The organism is Spirillospora sp. CA-128828, from assembly GCF_050945415.1.
In the GTDB taxonomy this organism is placed as follows: domain Bacteria; phylum Actinomycetota; class Actinomycetes; order Streptosporangiales; family Streptosporangiaceae; genus Spirillospora.
This window is the reverse complement of the sequence record NZ_CP191986.1, coordinates 8011586-8026097: the sequence shown is the minus strand read 5'-3', so window position 1 is coordinate 8026097 and position 14512 is coordinate 8011586. Positions and strand designations below refer to the sequence as shown.

Below are 14512 nucleotides of genomic sequence, written 5' to 3'. Positions count from 1 at the left end.
TGGTTCGGTCCCTCAGGCCAGGAGGAGGAACCGATCCCAGGCCGGGCCTGGGATGGTGTCGGTTCCAGCGGTGTGCAGGGTGAGCGCGGCTCCGGCTGCGCCGTCCAGCAGTTCCGGATCGCTGATCGGGCCGTCCAGTTGGGCGAGGAGGCGCGCTGTCAGGTGCGGGAGTTCGGTGGCCAGGGCGGGGGTGGCGGCGTCGGTGGCCATCCGCAACGCCGACTGGAGTAGACCTGCGGTGCCGTGGCACAGTCCGATCTGGGTGCCGTGCATGTCGAGGTGGGCGGGGTCGCGGAGCGCGGCGAGCATCGCGTTCTCGGCGTGCGCGCGGCGGGTGGTGTCGCTGAGCGCGAGGCCGGCGAGCTGCTGGGCGCGCCCGGTGCCGGCGATGCCGTAGCACCACGATGGCTGCGGCCTTGGCGGCGGCGATGACGGGTCTGGTGTGATGACGCCGGGCCACCAGGTGCCGTCGGTGTCGTGCCGCCATTGGTCAGTCCAGGCGCAGATCCTCTCGATCGCCTCGGCGAGTCCGGGAGCCGGATGCCCTTGGAGGAGCGCGAGGGAGATCAGTGCCAGCACGGCGCCGATGCCGTGCGCGACGCCGAGGTTGGCGTGGCCGTGCGGGAAGTCGGGGTGGGGATCGCCGCTGGGTGCGGCGTCGGTCCACCAGGCAGGCAGGTCGGGGTAGGCGGGCAGCGGTTGGGTGAGGCGGGCCAGGTAGGCGAGCACCTCGCCGGTTACGGGATGGTCTGGGTGGCGCTGCAGGTGGTAGGCGCCGAGCCCGGTCAGCCCTCGGATCAGGTCGAATTCCTTCAGTTCGGGCCGCTCGCCCCGGTCGATGCGGGCGTGGGCGGCGGTGAGACGGCGGCGGGTGATGGTGATCGTGGTGTCGTCGAGGTGGGCGAGGGCCGCGCCGTAGCGGCCGGTCGCTTCGGCTGCGGTATGGGTGGCGAACGCCAGTGCGGGTGCGCCGATGTACAGGCCGGCGTTGTCGGCCGCGGTCAGCGCGTCCCGCGTGGCGGCGGCCAGCCAGCGGTGGGCGGTGCGCCAGTCGCCGTGTCCGGTGCGGGCGCGAGCGATGTGCAGCAGCGCGACCCCGATGGCGCCGCCCGCCAGTGACTGGGGCCACCCCCGGCCGGTGCCCACATTGGTCGGCTCCCAGGCGGCGGCCGGATCGTCCAAGGCCGCGGCGATCGCGGTGGCCTTGGCCAGCGCGGCCGCACGCACGGCCGCCTCGCGGCTCATCGGTGCGGGGATGACGGTGGGTGCGGGGCTGGTCGGTGCGCTTGTCATCGGGGCTCCATGGTGCGGGCGGTCCAGCTGAGGGCGGCGGCGCGGGCCAGGTGCAGGCAGGCGAGCTCGTTGTCCCGGTCAGGCCCGGCGGCGCGGGCGTGGTGCAGGTGCAGCAGGTCGGGCAGCAGGTCGGCGACGGGCCGGGCGCCGGTCGCGGTGAGGATCTCCCTGTAGGCGGCCAGACCATCGCGGCGTAGTTTCCAGCAGGCCAGTATCTGGTCGCCGCCGGGCAGGGCGGCCACCGTCTCCTGGTCGGGGCTTGCGTGGGCGACGGCCTGTTGGTAGAGGGGCCGTGCGGGAGCGGTGCTGGTGGTGCGGGCGTGGGCGATGAGCCATCGCCGCGCCTGGTTGCCGTCGCCGAGCAGTCCGGTGGCCAGGTCGAGCATGCTCGCGGCGATGAGTGCACGCGCGTCGAGGCCGCTGGTGTGGGCGGTGGTGAGTTGGGCGAGTACCGCCGCTGAGTCGGCGGCGAAGCAGGTCTCGGCCGCCCCGAACGCGGGGCCGGTCCCGAACCGGCCTTCCTCGGGGAAGTAGGTGTCCCACTGGACGCGCCCGACGAGCCCGGCCTTGCGGAGCCCGCTGGTCCAGTCGGCCAGCAGGCGGGCGGTGTCGGTGGATGCCGCGGCCGGGGTGGTGAGACGCAGCCGCAGGTGGGGGTGTGGGTCGCGGTAGCGCAGGAACCACCAGGGGATTGTGTCGTCCAGATGTTCGGTCAGGTGCGGCAGATGCCGGATGAGGAGGGTGTCCTGCTGGTCGGGGTGACCGTACAGCTTGAGGTAGAGGCGGCCGGGCCTGCCGGGCAGGTGCCCGTGGTCGCGGCCGGGAACCCACGGCTGCGGCGGTAGCGGGGGAGGTGGGCCGGCTGGCCGGGTGGAGGCCAGTGGGATGACGATCTCGTGGGTGCGGCCGTCGATCCACCCGTTGCTGTCTGGGTTGGGGGCGGCGCGCAGGGCCAGGGAGCTGCCGGGTTTGAGTAGGGAGCGGAGTACGGCGCGGTGCGCTCCCTCGGCCAGGTCCAAGGGGAGCCGCTGGTCGCCGTCCCCGGCGTAGAGGCGTGCCGGTAGACCGGTCTGCCTGCGCCATGCGGCCAGGCTCTGCTCCCACTGGGCCGGGCTGGCGGTGGGGCCGGGGAGGTCGGCGTCGGCCAGCAGCCAGCGTGCCGGGGACAGCAGGGTCCGGCCGGATCGCAGCGCGGGCAGGAACGGTAGATGTGCGGCGGCTCCCCAATCGAACCCGGCGCAGGGCGTGGTGAGCGCGTGCGGGACTTCAAGCAGGAACCGGGCCAGGGGGTGGGTCTGGCGGGTGGGTTCGACAGCGGTGAACGCGACCGGCTCCACCGGGCGTCGCCGCAACCGGGACACCAGCCACAGGCGGGTCGCGTCCGCAGTGACGGCGAGATCGTCCAGATCGATGAGGCCGTCTCCCGCCGGGTGGTGCTCGCCGAGCGGCAGCAGGACGGGCAGCAGACGGGGCGAGCGGGCGACGTTCTCGGTGGCCGGGTACAAGGGCGGCGCCGACAGTTGGGCTCTGAGCGCCCCGCCGGTCGTTGTCGGCGCCCGGGCGTATGCCTCCCGGATGCGGTCAAGGTCGGGGAGCAAGTGGAGGAACCGGCCGGTCGTGGTGCCGGCGTTGCGGGACACGCCGGTGACCGACAGGGTGAACTCGCCGCTGTCCAGAGCCTGCCGGTTGGGGGCGTGGACGCGTACGGTCAGCTCGGTGGACGGCTGGGCGGCGGTGTCTGCGTCGATGTCGGCCACGTCGGCGATCAGCGTGTCGTCCAGGACGATCTCGTGTGTGTGGCGGGCTGCGGCGTTCTGCGCGACCGCCAGTAGGACGTGGTCGCGGCGGGTCAGTTCCGGGGCGGGTTCGTCGGAGGCGGTGAGGAACCCTGCCGGAAAGCCCAGCCCGACATTCGCGTCGACCGCGTCCAGGACGGGCACCAGGGCGTGCGGGCCGTACCGCTCGAGGAACTCTGCGTGCCAGGCGGCCCATCCGGCGCCTCGGTCAGCGCGGGAGGCCAGACGGGCCAGTACGCTGGCCGCCCGGGCCGCTTCGGCCGCGACCTGCGGCGGCACCGTGACGGTCATCTCCATCCGCAGATCAACCGCCACGCGGGAACCCGTTCCAGGGCTCAGATCAAGTGGCGACGCCGCGAGTTCGGCACGCTGCAGCAGGTGGCCGGTCTGGCCCGTTGAGGTGAGAGCGTCCTGGACGTCGCGCAGCGCGGTGACCGCAGTGCTCGGACCGGGCAGATCGACCGCTGCGGCGGCGTCGAGCTCGGCCACCAGATGGCCGAGGGGGTCGGTGACGGTCATCGGCGGACGCAGCGATGTGATCAGCAGCCGCTGCGCCACCAGGCCGGACAGCAGCTGGGCGATCACGGGGGCGGGCACGCCGGGTGAGCTGGCGGCGAGCGCGGCGGCCAGGTCGGCGAAAAGGATCGGTGCGGACGCTGCTTGCAGGGCTGCCCGGACTGGGGGTGTGGCCCGCACCCGCACCTGGGTGGGGGCGCCGGCGGGCCCGGTGGCGGGCCGGTGGGTCAGCAGCAGGTCGCCATCGCGTTCGATGAGCAGGTTGTTGGCCACGACCCGGAGCCTGGTCAGCAGGGCGGGGTCGGCTTCGAGGCGGTCGATGACCGCGGCGAGCCAGGACGCGTCGGCCTTTCCCACCGCCTGGTGGCCGGTGGCGAAAGCGACCTGGGAGCGTGTGGCGATCCGAGTGGCGGCGACACCGGCGAACAGTCCGAACGGGGTCGCCCGGCCCTGCGCACGCAGCAGATACCGCGTGATCGCCAGGACCGCGCGGCGGGCGGCGGGCTCGGCGACCTGCTTGCCCGCACAGATGTCCTCGACCCGGCGTGCCAGGTCGGGGCTGGACTGCCGCACTGCGGCGGCGAAGTCCTGCTGGGCCATGACTGCCTGCAGCCACGGCCGCCACGAGGATGCCGCGTCGGGGCCGGTCAGGTCAGGCCACGTGGTGAACTCGTGCTCGGACAGCGCCGACGCGCGGATGACGATGGCGTCCAGGGGCTGATACACCGGGTGCCCTCCAGCGAGCGGAACGAAGAAGGCCGAGCCACCTGACCTGTCGCCAAGCGGCGGCCCGGCCGTGCGCAGAGAGGTTCAGCGGCTGTGCCGAGGCTCGCCTACGGGGGCTCGCCTACGGGCAGGAAGTACAGGCCGACTGGCACGTCTTGCCGCAGTTGTCGTCGGTCATCCTGATGAGCTTGTCCGCGTCAGGCCCGGACTCGACGATCGAGATGTCCAGCTCCCAATCCTCCAATCCCGCGGCTGGCGCTGCGGACGCAGGGGACGCCGTCGGCGCCTCGAAGTGGATGGACATGGAGACCTCCTGTCTTGAGACAAACGGGGTTGCCCGGTGCCGTCGGCAGGCCGAGTGCCGCCCCCGGCACCGGGGGGCTTTGTCACTCCCAGGACACCGTGACCGCACCGTGCGGCTTCACAGCGATCACGTCCTCCTGGACCACTCCGGCCGCCGAGACCGCGTCAGGGATGTAGCGGATCCGCGCCGCGCCCCGCCGTGCGAACCCGTGCACCCACAGGCGCAGCAGGTCGCAGTACTCCTCGGCCACCCGCTCGGCGTTGGGGCCGTGCGCGACCACACCGATCTCGAACCCGCCCGGGACCTGGCTGTTGGCCCGCTTGATGCGGTAGGCGAAGCCGCCATCGCCGATCAGCGCGGGCACGCCCCGGCCCGCCGAGGCGTCGAACCGCCCGGCAGCGACCAGCTCCGCGCTCGCATGCAGTTGCGCGATCTGAGAGGCGTTGGTGAGCAGGAACAGCTCCAGCTCGTCCGGCAGGTCGAACGGCAGCCCCGACCACACCGCCAGCGGCTCGGCGCCCGCGGCATCGCGCAGCGGCACAGGGTCGAACCGCTGGGAGCGGTCGTCGACGTGCAAGAACAGGCCATCCTCGATGGGGACGATCAGTTCGTGATGCGCGCCGTCGCCCTGCATCGGAACGAACCCGCACAGCCGGTAGCTGGAGCTGACCAGGATTCCGTCCAGATTCCGGTCGAACGCGATCGAGCGGGTGAGCCCGCGCAGCCGCAGCGGGACGACGATCCGGCCGCCGCCGGTCAGCTGCCCCAGCCACGCCGGGGCGATGTCGAAGGCACCCGCGGTGACGATGATCCGATCGTAGGGAGCGCCGCCCGGGACGCCGTGTTCGGCGTCGGCCAAGACCACGTTCACGCGTTCGTAGCCCGTCGAGTCCAGACAGGCCCGAGCCCGCGAGGTGATGTCGGCGTCGATGTCGACGGTGGTCACCACGCCGGTCTCCCCGACCAGCTCGGCGATGAGCGCGGCGTTATAGCCCCCACTACCGATCTCCAGTACCCGCATCCCCGCAGCCACGTCGGCCTGCTCCAGCATGACCGCCTGAATATGTGTCGCCGACATCACGCTCAGCGCCAGACCGTCCTCGCCCCGCTTCACCATCGGCGCGGTGTACGGGTCGTAGGCCTCCTCCAGCTGCACATCGGGTGCGAACAGGTGCCGCGGCACCACCCCGATTGCTGAGGCCACCGCCTCGCTGACGATGCCATCGGGGCCTCGCAGCTCGGCCACCATCTCCGCGCGCAGCGACGCCGCAGCATCCTCCGTGCTGCGCTCTCGAGTTGCCGTCACTCGTCCTTCCCCCAGTTCGTCTCGACGTCGGTCCAGGCCCCGCCCGCTCCACGAGCGGCGGGAAATCCGCGCAGTCCTGTTCTGCTGTTCCCGGACTCCACGGGCGGGCATCGGGCAGCCTTCCACGACGGTGCCGCCCTCCGCCGGGAAGACGCGACGGCGGCAGTCCGTCCGTGAGCGCGGCCCGACGACCGAGATCTGTCCGGCACCGCCGTGTTGGGTTCACGGAGACAGGAGAACGCGTACGGCGCCCCAAAGGCCAGGAAGTTCACACAGATTCACACCCGGCCCCGTCCGGCATCTCATAGGGCTCACACTCCTGGCCTGTGAACGCCTTGACCGGCGCGCTTTGCTGCGGTCAAGGTCGATACACCAGGATCATGAGCACCTGCAGATGGCGGCTGGCCTGAGTTGAGGAGCGCGCGATGATGGACAACCCCCGCCCCCAGCAAGACTCCGATGGCAAGGCACAGCCCGGCCCTGCCCCTCGCCTGGACTTCGTCGGCATCGACGACACCTCGCCCGCCAACAAATGCCCGGCGGTCATGGCCGTCCCAGGGACCGGGGACCTGCTGCAGGTTGGCCGGAAGGTGACCGACCCCGACACCCTCGCGTTGATCAGCGAGCACACCGAGATCGCTGACGACGAGGTCGCGATCTGGACGCCCGCCAACCTCAGACCCGCCCTCCTGGAGGCCCTCACCGGCACCTACACGCCGGGCCAGGACGGTCCGGGGGAGCCATCCTTCGAAGAGCTCCTGACCGCCACCGTCCGATCGGTGGTCCACCTGGAGGCCCGCGACACCTACGACCCCACCGACCCGGCCTATCTGAAATGGCAGGAAGACGGCGACACCTCCTACGACTGGGATTCCTGGATCTCCCTCGTCGGCGCAGCGGTGGAACGAGGGGTGCGGTTCCGGCGGCTGCGGATCGTGTCCGAGCCGGTCAGCGACTACATCCGCTGGGAACACGCCATCAGCTACGGCAATATCAAGGCCGGCGAACAAGTGCGGTGGCTGCCACGTCACCTGGCCTTCGACCTGCCCCACCCGGTCGCCGACTTCTTCATGTGGGACCAGCGGCTCATCGCCTACAACTTCACCAGCGGGCGCGGCGTCGACACTGGCCAGATGGAGTACGTCGCCGACCCTCGCCGTATCCCCCCGGTCGTCGGCATGTTCGAGATGCTGTGGGAACGTGGCATCCCGCATGCCGACTACACCCCGTCCTGAACGCCCTCCAGCCGGTCCAGCGCGGAACGGATCAGTGCAGCCGCTGCCGTCCCCGTCACGGCCAGCGCCCACAACCGCTCCCAGGTCGCCACATACAGTGCGACCTCCTCCGGCCGCGTCACCGACAGGTAGCCCGACACCAGCTCGACCGTCACCAAGTGATCATCAGTGATGTCGAACGCCTCCTCCGGATGGACTCCGTGCCGATCGACGTCAGCCGGGATGATCCCCAAGAAGACGTTCGGTCGTCGCCGCAACTCAAGCAGATGGACGAGCTGCTCCCGGTGCACCTGACTGGAGTAGGGCCGGAACCACAAGACCTGCTCCTCCAGAAGGAAGAACCAACGCGCGTCCGGCCGGGCGAGCAGGCGCTGCCGGTCCATCCGCTCCGCGACCGCAGCCGCGACCTCGTCCTCCGGCTCGGAGCTGTCCACCTGCTGTTCGACCAGCACCCCCGTCAATGCGGCCCGTGTGTAGGCCTCGGTTTGGCCCATCCCCGGTATCACCTTCGGCTGGTAGGACCGCGCCAGCGTGAGCTCCTCATACAACTGGCGGATCGACTTCTGCGCCGCTTCCAGACCACCGCGGTTCAACTGCGAATACGGGATCCACATACCCGCGACCGCTGCCTGCTCGGCCAGCAACTGCCGGCGCTGGAGCGCCGACGCCCCGCAGATCGAGCACCACAGCTCCACGTGACGGGCGGTGATCGTCCGCTGCCCCTTTTCGATCATCGTCACCGCTGAGGCAGCCTTCCACCCCGCCCGATCAGCGAAGGCCCGGCCCGAAATCCGTTGGGCTTCCCGCAGGGCACGCAACTTCGCGCCCAAGAGTTCGCGCGCCGCCTGAGCCGACGACGAAGGAGAGGACGGCATAGTGCCGCCATCATGCCCAGTGACCGGCCCAGACGCCGTGAATCTTCACCGACATTCACACCTCAATGGGCCCCGGGAGCGCAACCTGGCATGTCGCGCCGAGCGTGCCCTGGCTCGCTAATTACGGCTCGCCACTCGTCCTCAAGGATGGAGTGGACCACCGAGTCCCGCCACGCTCCCCGAACGCGGATGTGGTCGCGGATGCGCCCCTCTTCAACCATCCCGAGCTTGGTCATAACCCGCGCCGACGTCACATTGCCGGGACTGCGCGCGCCCCACAGCCGGTGCAGCCCCAGGACCCCGAAACCAAGCCGCAGCAATAGTCGCACGGTCTCGGCGCCGAGGCCCTGCCCCCACCGGTCGGCGCACAATGCAAACCCGAGCTGCCCGCTGGATTGCCCAGGATGTTGGGCATCGACCGCGAGCCGGGCGAACCCGACCACCTCGCCCGCAGCTACCGCGGCGAGCGAGTACTCGTGGCGCGGGTCCTGTTTGGCCGCGTCGATCACGCTGGCCAGTGTTGCGGCCACCTGCTCACGGGTGCGCGGCTCGAACGACAGGTGCTCCACCACCACCGGATCGCCGTAGACGTTCAGGACCGCATTGACATCATCGGCCGTGAACTCGCACAAAGCCACACCCTCGCCTGTGATCGAAACGGGGTACATGCCGGGAGGCTAGCGGCCAGCTGGAAGCGCCGCAGCGGCTGGAGTCCGCGCGTACGCCTCAATCCCCTGCTGGAGGTTCCGCGCCGCCGGTCCTTGAAGCCGGTTGTCCCGCAGAATGCGATGGACCCGCATCACGCTGGCAACAATCCCCTCGAACCTCTAGTCGACAGGGAGTTCCAACACGTCCGCCAATGACGTTTTCTCACTGACTTTCAGGTGATCCGGCGGTGTTCGAAATGGACCAGGACGAGGGCGGCCCGGACGAGGTCGCCGATCCGGCCGGGGCTGAGGGTGATGTGCTGGAGCGTGGTCCAGCGTTCGGTGAGCAGGGCGAAGCCGCGTTCGCCCAGGCTGCGCAGCGCGCGCACCAGGGCGTTGTAGGTGCGGTTGTCGACGTGGAGTTCGCCGCCGCCGGTGGGCTGCTTGAACGGGATATGGACGCCATGGCCTGCGCCGTCGTAGCCGGGGTCGGCCAGGATCGGCAGCGCGTGTGCGGCCGGGCGTGCGGCGGGTAGCACGTGGGCGCGAGCGGCGGTGATGTCGACGGTGTGGCCGGGTTCGACGTCGCTGGTCCAGATCGGGAACCCGTCCGGTTCGAACAGGGCCTGGACGTTGCCGCCGAAGTCGTGGGTCTTACCCGAGTACCAGGAATCGATCTGCTCGCCCTTGACGCTGATGGTGCTCAGGCGGCACCGGTCGGTGTCGAATATCTTCCCGTCCAGGATCAGGTGCCCCAGCCCGTCGGCGACGGCGCGTTGGAGAGCCTCGTGCAGGTCGGGTGCCCGATCGGCCAGGACGTCGATGCCCTCGTGCAGGTACCGGTAGGCGGTGGCCTGGGAGATACCGAACGCGGTGCCGTGCCGACACAGGTTGGGCCGATCGCGGAACCAGGCGATGACCAACACCGCCTGGACCCGGCAGCTCAGCGCACGTGTTCCACGCCGGGTGCCGCGGGCTCTGCGCTCGCCGCGCAGCAGGCCGACTGCCAACTGACACGAGAACGTCAGTAGAGCTGCCACGGGATGTCAGTGACGGGCGTCGCAGCGGTCAGGTCAGGGCCTGAGCGCTCAGTCTGCTGGGGTCGGCGGCTGGCGGTCGGCCCCGGCCGTGGGTGCTGGCGGTGGTCCGGGGTGGGGGCAGGAGGGTGTCGTGGATGTTGATGGGGACGTCGAGGCTGAAGGCGACGTCGGCGGCGAGCTTGATGTTGGTGGGTTGGCCGTCGTGGAGTTGGTAGGTGATGTATCCGGCGGCGGCGTGTTCGGCGAGTTCGGGGGTGTTGCGCAGCAGGTCGACGGCGGAGGTCTGGTCGCGGCGGGATAGTTGGAACATCAGCAGGGCGATGCCGGGCGTGGTCCTTGCTGCTGGTGGGCGAGGCGTTGGAGTCGTCCGTGGGTGTCGGTGTCCAGCAGCCGGGGATGGACCGACAGTTGGAGCGTGCCGTCGGGATGCTCGACGAGGCGTAGGCCGAGGTGGCCGGGGTGGGGCGGGAGTAGCCGGTCGATGGCTTTTCGAGGATGTGGGCGAGCTGGTCGGGGTGCAGGGGGCGGTCGAGGTGCAGGGCCAGGACGGCGTGGACACGGTCGGTGTCTTGTGCTGCGGCCGTGTCTGTGTCCGGTGCGGGTTCGGGTGGCGTGCCGGTGGTGGGGGTGAGCCACCCGGGCCAGGCCAGGTCGAAGGTGTGGGCGAGGGTCCGCAGTGTGCGGACGGGCAGGTCGTCGAGGTCGGTGATGTCGGTGAGGCGGCGGATGCGGTGGAGCGGGAGGCCGAGGAGGTCGGCGAGCTGGTCGCCGGTCATGCCGCGGCCGCGGGCCTGCCGCAGGAGCCAGGCTCCCAGCGGCGGCTTGTCTCCTTCGGGATCGTTGTGGCCGGGGGCGGGATGGGTCATGTCCAGATCGGGGTGGCCAGGTCGAGGTCGCGGGTAGGGCCCACGAGGTTGCGCAGGGCGAGGCCGCGTTGCCGCATCCACAGGGTGCCGCGGCCGCCGCGCTGGCTGCGCCGTTCGGGCGGCTGGTCGGGCAGTTGCGGGCTGGTGGCGGTGGCGGTCAGCGCCCGGTCGGCCTGACGCCGCAGGTCGCGGGGGTCTGCGGTGTCGAAGTACAGCTCGGGGTGGGTTCGGGGGCCCCGCCGTTGGAGGAGTACTTGGTGGGCGGCGAGCGCGGGCCGCGCGTGCGCGGGGACGGGCAGGTCGACACCGCCGATCTTCACGGTTGAGCCGTCGTCGGCGACGTCCTGGGCGCGCAGGTCGGCGGGGTGCCAGTACGGTTCGGCTGGCCGGGCCGCGTAGGGGAACAGCAGGTGCAAGGTCGCGGCCGCGGCGTCCTGGGTGGACAGGGTCCGGTTGATGGACGCGGCGGCGGAGGGCGAGATCCGGTGCCCGAGGCCGGCGCCGTGGTTGTGGTGCAGGAGCACGCCTTGGCGCAGCAGCCCGGCCTGGACGGCGCGCAGCACCACCATGGCCTCGCTGTCGGTGGCGGCGGTGTAGGCGCGGGCGGCCAGACGGACGCTGACGGGCAGGGCCAGGGCGTGGGATGCCTGTTGGGAGTCGCCGTCGGGGATGAACCGGCGGGGCCAGCCGCGGGCGTCGGTGAAGGCCCGCATCCAGATCCGGTCGATCGCCGCGACGGTGGCAGGGGCGTAGCTGCGGGCGTAGGCGGCGCGGAGGTTCAGGAAGCTGGCGGTGGGCAGATCGTCGGGAATCACCGGCGGGCTTGGCCGCGCGGCGCGGCGGGCGCGGACCTGGTCGAGGGCTTCTGGCCCGGCGACGATGAACAGGACGCCGGAGCCTGCGTTCTGGGCGAAGGCGTCCACGAGCGACCGGCGGCCGCCGGTGGCGGCGTCGATCAGCCACAGGTGGGTCCGGCGGGGCGCGCGGCGCGGGCCCGGCGAGGGCGCGTAGGTGGCCGCGGAAGTCGGCGGGCAGGGTGTGGGCGCGGTCGACCACGATGTGGTTCAGCCGGTAGCCCGCCGTCCAGGCCAGCGCGTGGGACCAGGCGTGGCCGGGCACGGTGCGCGGCAGGGTCTTGCCGAGGCCTTCCAGGACGGTGAGGACGAAGCCGTCGGTGGAGGGCGCGTACGGGAGCGGCCGGATCGTCAGGATCCCGTGGTCGGGGTCGTTGAGTTCGCGGGCGCGGGCGGTGGTGGAGGGAAGGTCGTCGGGGTCGCGGATGATCGTGACCGGGAGCGGGTCGTCAGGAAGCACGGGTCGTACCGCCACCGTGCAGGGCGAAGGCGTTGGTGACGATCTCTGCGTCGATGTGCTCGCGGCCGGCGCGCTGGGCCAGGAGGTGGGCGGTGGAGGAGAACAACGCCCAGTTCCGCCAGATGCCGTGGGCGAACCGGTCGTCGACGTAGTGCAGCAGTTCGTCGTCGGCCTGCTCATACATCGGGTGGTAGCCGCGGATGGCTTCGGGGACGACGTCGCGGCGAAGCGGGGTGATGGCCAGGCGCCGCCAGATGCGGGAGGCGAGCATCGGTTCCCTGGACAGGACTTCCCAGCAGCCGTTGCCGCCGACGTACAAGAGCCCGAACCGGGTGTCGGGGTTGTCGTGCAGGTCACGCAGCTGCTCGATCCCGTGGCCGGTGAGGCGCTGGGCCTCGTCGACGACGATCAGGCGGGGGATGCGGGCGAGCTCGGCCGCCAGGTCGCGGGTGATGTGGAAGCGGTTGCGGCTGGAGGAGACCCGGCCGGTGAGGGCGACGAACAGCCCGTCGACGACCTGGCGGAGCGTGGGCTGCGGGCTGAAGGAGACGGTGACGACTTGCGGGGCCTCCAGCCGGCCGACCCCGGCGGCCAGCGCCTGAGCGCAGGTCCGCACGGCGAAGGTCTTGCCCAGGCCGGCGTTGCCGTGGATGACACCGACGGCCTCGTGGGCGGCGACGTCGGTGACGATATGCCGGGCCAGTTGCAGCTGCGGGGTCGAGATGATCCGCACACCCGGCGGGCCGGCCTCCGGCGACCTCACCACGACCGGCCCTCGTCCCGCACGTCCAAGGCGGCCAGGTCAACGGGCTCGACCGGCCCGACCGGGCCCAGACCCAGCAGGCTGGCACTGGCCTCGCCGCGCAAATCCGCGGCCGGGCGCCGGTCCGGACCGGCCGACGCCGCGGCGATCCGGCGGACGGGCTCGGCCTGGTCCTGTCCCTGGGTCAGGGTCGCCAGCCGCCGCCGGCCGCGCCGGCGGGCGGCGGCGCGTTCCCGCGAGGCGGCCTTCTCCTGAGCGCGGGCCGCGGCGTAGAACTCCTCTTCCTGTCCCGGGGTGAGGGCGTCGCGGGGATGGCAGGTGGCCAGGAACCGCCCGTCGAGATACACGTGGATCTCCCGGTCGTCGTGCGGCATGTAGCGGATGCCGACGCGCTGACCGCGCCGTTCGCGGATCAGCCCGGACGGGTCGACCCAGTTCAGGCCGCGGAACCGGATCCCCGAGGGGCCGATGACGCGGTCCTGCCCGGCCAGCAGCAGGTGGCGCAGCTGCTCATGCGGAACGTCGAACACCGGCGTGAGGTCCTCGGCCCACGCCTGCTGCGGGGTGCGGCCCTCCAGCTCGCTGTGGGAGTGCTCGGTGTATTGTAGGAGCTCACCCACGCGCCGAAGAGGCGGGCGAAGGTCTCCAGCCCGAGCGGCAGCCCGTCGCCCACCCCGGCCGCGGCGGCCTCGCCGTAGCCCTCGCGGGCAGGGGCGCGATCGTCCAGCGGGCCCGCCAGGCGGCCGTTGGCCTCACGGGCGGCGCCGGTGTAGCCGGGCAGCGTGCACAGCAGCATCTGGTCGACCGTCAGGAACGCGCGCTCGATCTTGCCTTTCTGGTGCGGTTTGTAGCCGGGCAGCCGCTTGGTCTCGGTTCCCAGCCCAGCGGTCGCCGCACCGACCGACGCCGCGGCGAACTCCAGACCCTGGTCCAGGCGCAGGAGCTGCGGGACGCCGTGCGCGGGACCGGTGGCCGGGTCGTCGACCATGCCATGCGCAGTGCGGTCAGCACCGTCCCGGCGTGCGGGGTCAGCGAGATCGCCCAGCCGGTGATGACCCGGGTGGCATCGTCGAGGAACATCGTCACCCACGGCGTGCAGGCCTTGCCGCGCGGCGGCAGCACCAGAACCGGCAGGTTCTTGTAGTCGCCCTCCCACACCTGGTTCCGGAAACTCGCCTCCCGCCGCAGGTAGACCAGCTTGGTCCGGCGGGCCCGCTCGCCGCCGGTGACGCCGGCGACGAACGCCGGGGTGAGCTCCTGCTCGAACGCCCGGTACAGCGACCGCTCTCCCACCGGCGGCGCCCCCGCCCAGCCCTCCAGCAGCACCGGGTCGATCGGCACCCCGGCGGCCGTGGCCCGCCCGGCGATCGCCGCCGCCCGCGCCCGGTACACCGCGGCGACGTTCCCGCCGAAGTCGACGAACGCGGCGATGTCAGCAGCCGACAACTGAAACTGCGGCCGCGGAGCGGGCGGACAGTTCAGACGACGCCACACGCTCCGGCAGGACACCCCAAGGCGGGCCGCGGCCGCACTCACCTCAGCGGTGATGACTCGCCCCGATCACGCACCCCCCGCAGCTGGCCCAGCGCGGCGTCCCACTGCTCCGGCGACGGCTTCCTGCCCATGGCGCCCTCCCGAACCGGCGCGGGCACCGGGCTCAACGATGATCGACAACCGACCCTACCGACCGGCCGTCTTCCGATACCGAATATCGAACAACCCCCGGGACGGGGTCCGATACTGCGCCGCCAGCCAGCCGGAGCCGTGACCGCCCAGGCGGCTTCCGATTGTCGATTTCCGAAGTCGTGCACACGGATGTCTGAAGTCCTCT

Annotated in this window: 13 protein-coding genes; 1 reads left to right on the top strand and 12 read right to left on the bottom strand. The window is 71.5% G+C overall.

Going from position 1 to position 14512, the window contains the following annotated elements:
* Positions 1 to 12 precede the first annotated feature (12 nt).
* From ACQPXG_RS38630 to fxlM, 4 genes are all read right to left on the bottom strand, one after another.
* Positions 13 to 1293: a lanthionine synthetase C family protein gene (locus ACQPXG_RS38630; protein WP_433464093.1), complete on the bottom strand. Its 1281-nt coding sequence runs from the start codon at positions 1291 to 1293 to the stop codon at positions 13 to 15.
* Entirely contained in the window at positions 1290 to 4331 is a 3042-nt protein-coding gene (locus ACQPXG_RS38625) for a lantibiotic dehydratase (RefSeq protein WP_433464092.1), read from the bottom strand. Before ACQPXG_RS38625 ends, ACQPXG_RS38630 begins: the two co-directional genes overlap by 4 nt.
* Positions 4332 to 4452: 121 nt before the next feature.
* On the bottom strand, positions 4453 to 4635 hold the full coding sequence (locus ACQPXG_RS38620; RefSeq protein WP_433464091.1) for an FxLD family lanthipeptide: 183 nt from the start codon (positions 4633 to 4635) through the stop codon (positions 4453 to 4455).
* 82 nt (positions 4636 to 4717) lie between these two features.
* Positions 4718 to 5941: a methyltransferase, FxLD system gene (gene fxlM / locus ACQPXG_RS38615; RefSeq protein WP_433464090.1), complete on the bottom strand. Its 1224-nt coding sequence runs from the start codon at positions 5939 to 5941 to the stop codon at positions 4718 to 4720.
* Positions 5942 to 6366: 425 nt separating this feature from the next.
* Here fxlM and ACQPXG_RS38610 point away from each other — a divergent pair, with 425 nt between their 5' ends.
* Positions 6367 to 7176 carry a DUF6879 family protein gene (locus ACQPXG_RS38610; RefSeq protein WP_433464089.1) on the top strand — a complete coding sequence of 270 codons (810 nt, stop codon included), beginning with the start codon at positions 6367 to 6369 and terminating at the stop codon, positions 7174 to 7176.
* On the opposite strand, the gene ACQPXG_RS38605 is transcribed toward ACQPXG_RS38610, so the two are convergent.
* The 8 genes from ACQPXG_RS38605 to ACQPXG_RS38570 form a co-directional block, all read right to left on the bottom strand.
* Positions 7161 to 8051 carry a helix-turn-helix domain-containing protein gene (locus ACQPXG_RS38605; protein ID WP_433464088.1) on the bottom strand — a complete coding sequence of 297 codons (891 nt, stop codon included), beginning with the start codon at positions 8049 to 8051 and terminating at the stop codon, positions 7161 to 7163. The genes ACQPXG_RS38610 and ACQPXG_RS38605 overlap by 16 nt on opposite strands.
* A gap of 62 nt (positions 8052 to 8113) precedes the next feature.
* Positions 8114 to 8719: a GNAT family N-acetyltransferase gene (locus ACQPXG_RS38600; RefSeq protein WP_433464087.1), complete on the bottom strand. Its 606-nt coding sequence runs from the start codon at positions 8717 to 8719 to the stop codon at positions 8114 to 8116.
* Between the two features lie 212 nt (positions 8720 to 8931).
* A complete protein-coding gene (locus tag ACQPXG_RS38595) occupies positions 8932 to 9738 on the bottom strand; it encodes a transposase family protein (protein ID WP_433464086.1) in 807 nt (268 codons plus the stop codon).
* A gap of 28 nt (positions 9739 to 9766) precedes the next feature.
* Complete coding sequence (locus ACQPXG_RS38590) at positions 9767 to 10048, bottom strand: hypothetical protein (protein WP_433464085.1); 282 nt, start codon at positions 10046 to 10048, stop codon at positions 9767 to 9769.
* A gap of 552 nt (positions 10049 to 10600) precedes the next feature.
* Positions 10601 to 11527 (bottom strand): hypothetical protein, encoded by a 927-nt coding sequence (locus ACQPXG_RS38585; protein WP_433464084.1) that lies wholly within the window; start codon positions 11525 to 11527, stop codon positions 10601 to 10603.
* Between the two features lie 380 nt (positions 11528 to 11907).
* The gene (locus tag ACQPXG_RS38580; RefSeq protein ID WP_433464083.1) at positions 11908 to 12684 is read right to left on the bottom strand and encodes an AAA family ATPase; all 777 of its coding nucleotides are present in this window, start codon (positions 12682 to 12684) and stop codon (positions 11908 to 11910) included.
* Complete coding sequence (locus tag ACQPXG_RS38575; RefSeq protein WP_433464082.1) at positions 12678 to 13301, bottom strand: Mu transposase C-terminal domain-containing protein; 624 nt, start codon at positions 13299 to 13301, stop codon at positions 12678 to 12680. Before ACQPXG_RS38575 ends, ACQPXG_RS38580 begins: the two co-directional genes overlap by 7 nt.
* 187 nt (positions 13302 to 13488) lie before the next feature.
* Entirely contained in the window at positions 13489 to 14127 is a 639-nt protein-coding gene (locus ACQPXG_RS38570; protein ID WP_433464081.1) for a hypothetical protein, read from the bottom strand.
* Positions 14128 to 14512 lie beyond the last annotated feature (385 nt).

Bases quoted from the DNA above. Each gene is read 5' to 3' on its own strand.
- ACQPXG_RS38630 (WP_433464093.1), bottom strand. From the start codon at position 1,293: ATGACAAGCGCACCGACCAGCCCCGCACCCACCGTCATCCCCGCACCG.
- ACQPXG_RS38620 (WP_433464091.1), bottom strand. From the start codon at position 4,635: ATGTCCATCCACTTCGAGGCGCCGACGGCGTCCCCTGCGTCCGCAGCG.
- ACQPXG_RS38610 (WP_433464089.1), top strand. From the start codon at position 6,367: ATGATGGACAACCCCCGCCCCCAGCAAGACTCCGATGGCAAGGCACAG.
- ACQPXG_RS38605 (WP_433464088.1), bottom strand. From the start codon at position 8,051: ATGCCGTCCTCTCCTTCGTCGTCGGCTCAGGCGGCGCGCGAACTCTTG.
- ACQPXG_RS38600 (WP_433464087.1), bottom strand. From the start codon at position 8,719: ATGTACCCCGTTTCGATCACAGGCGAGGGTGTGGCTTTGTGCGAGTTC.
- ACQPXG_RS38590 (WP_433464085.1), bottom strand. From the start codon at position 10,048: ATGTTCCAACTATCCCGCCGCGACCAGACCTCCGCCGTCGACCTGCTG.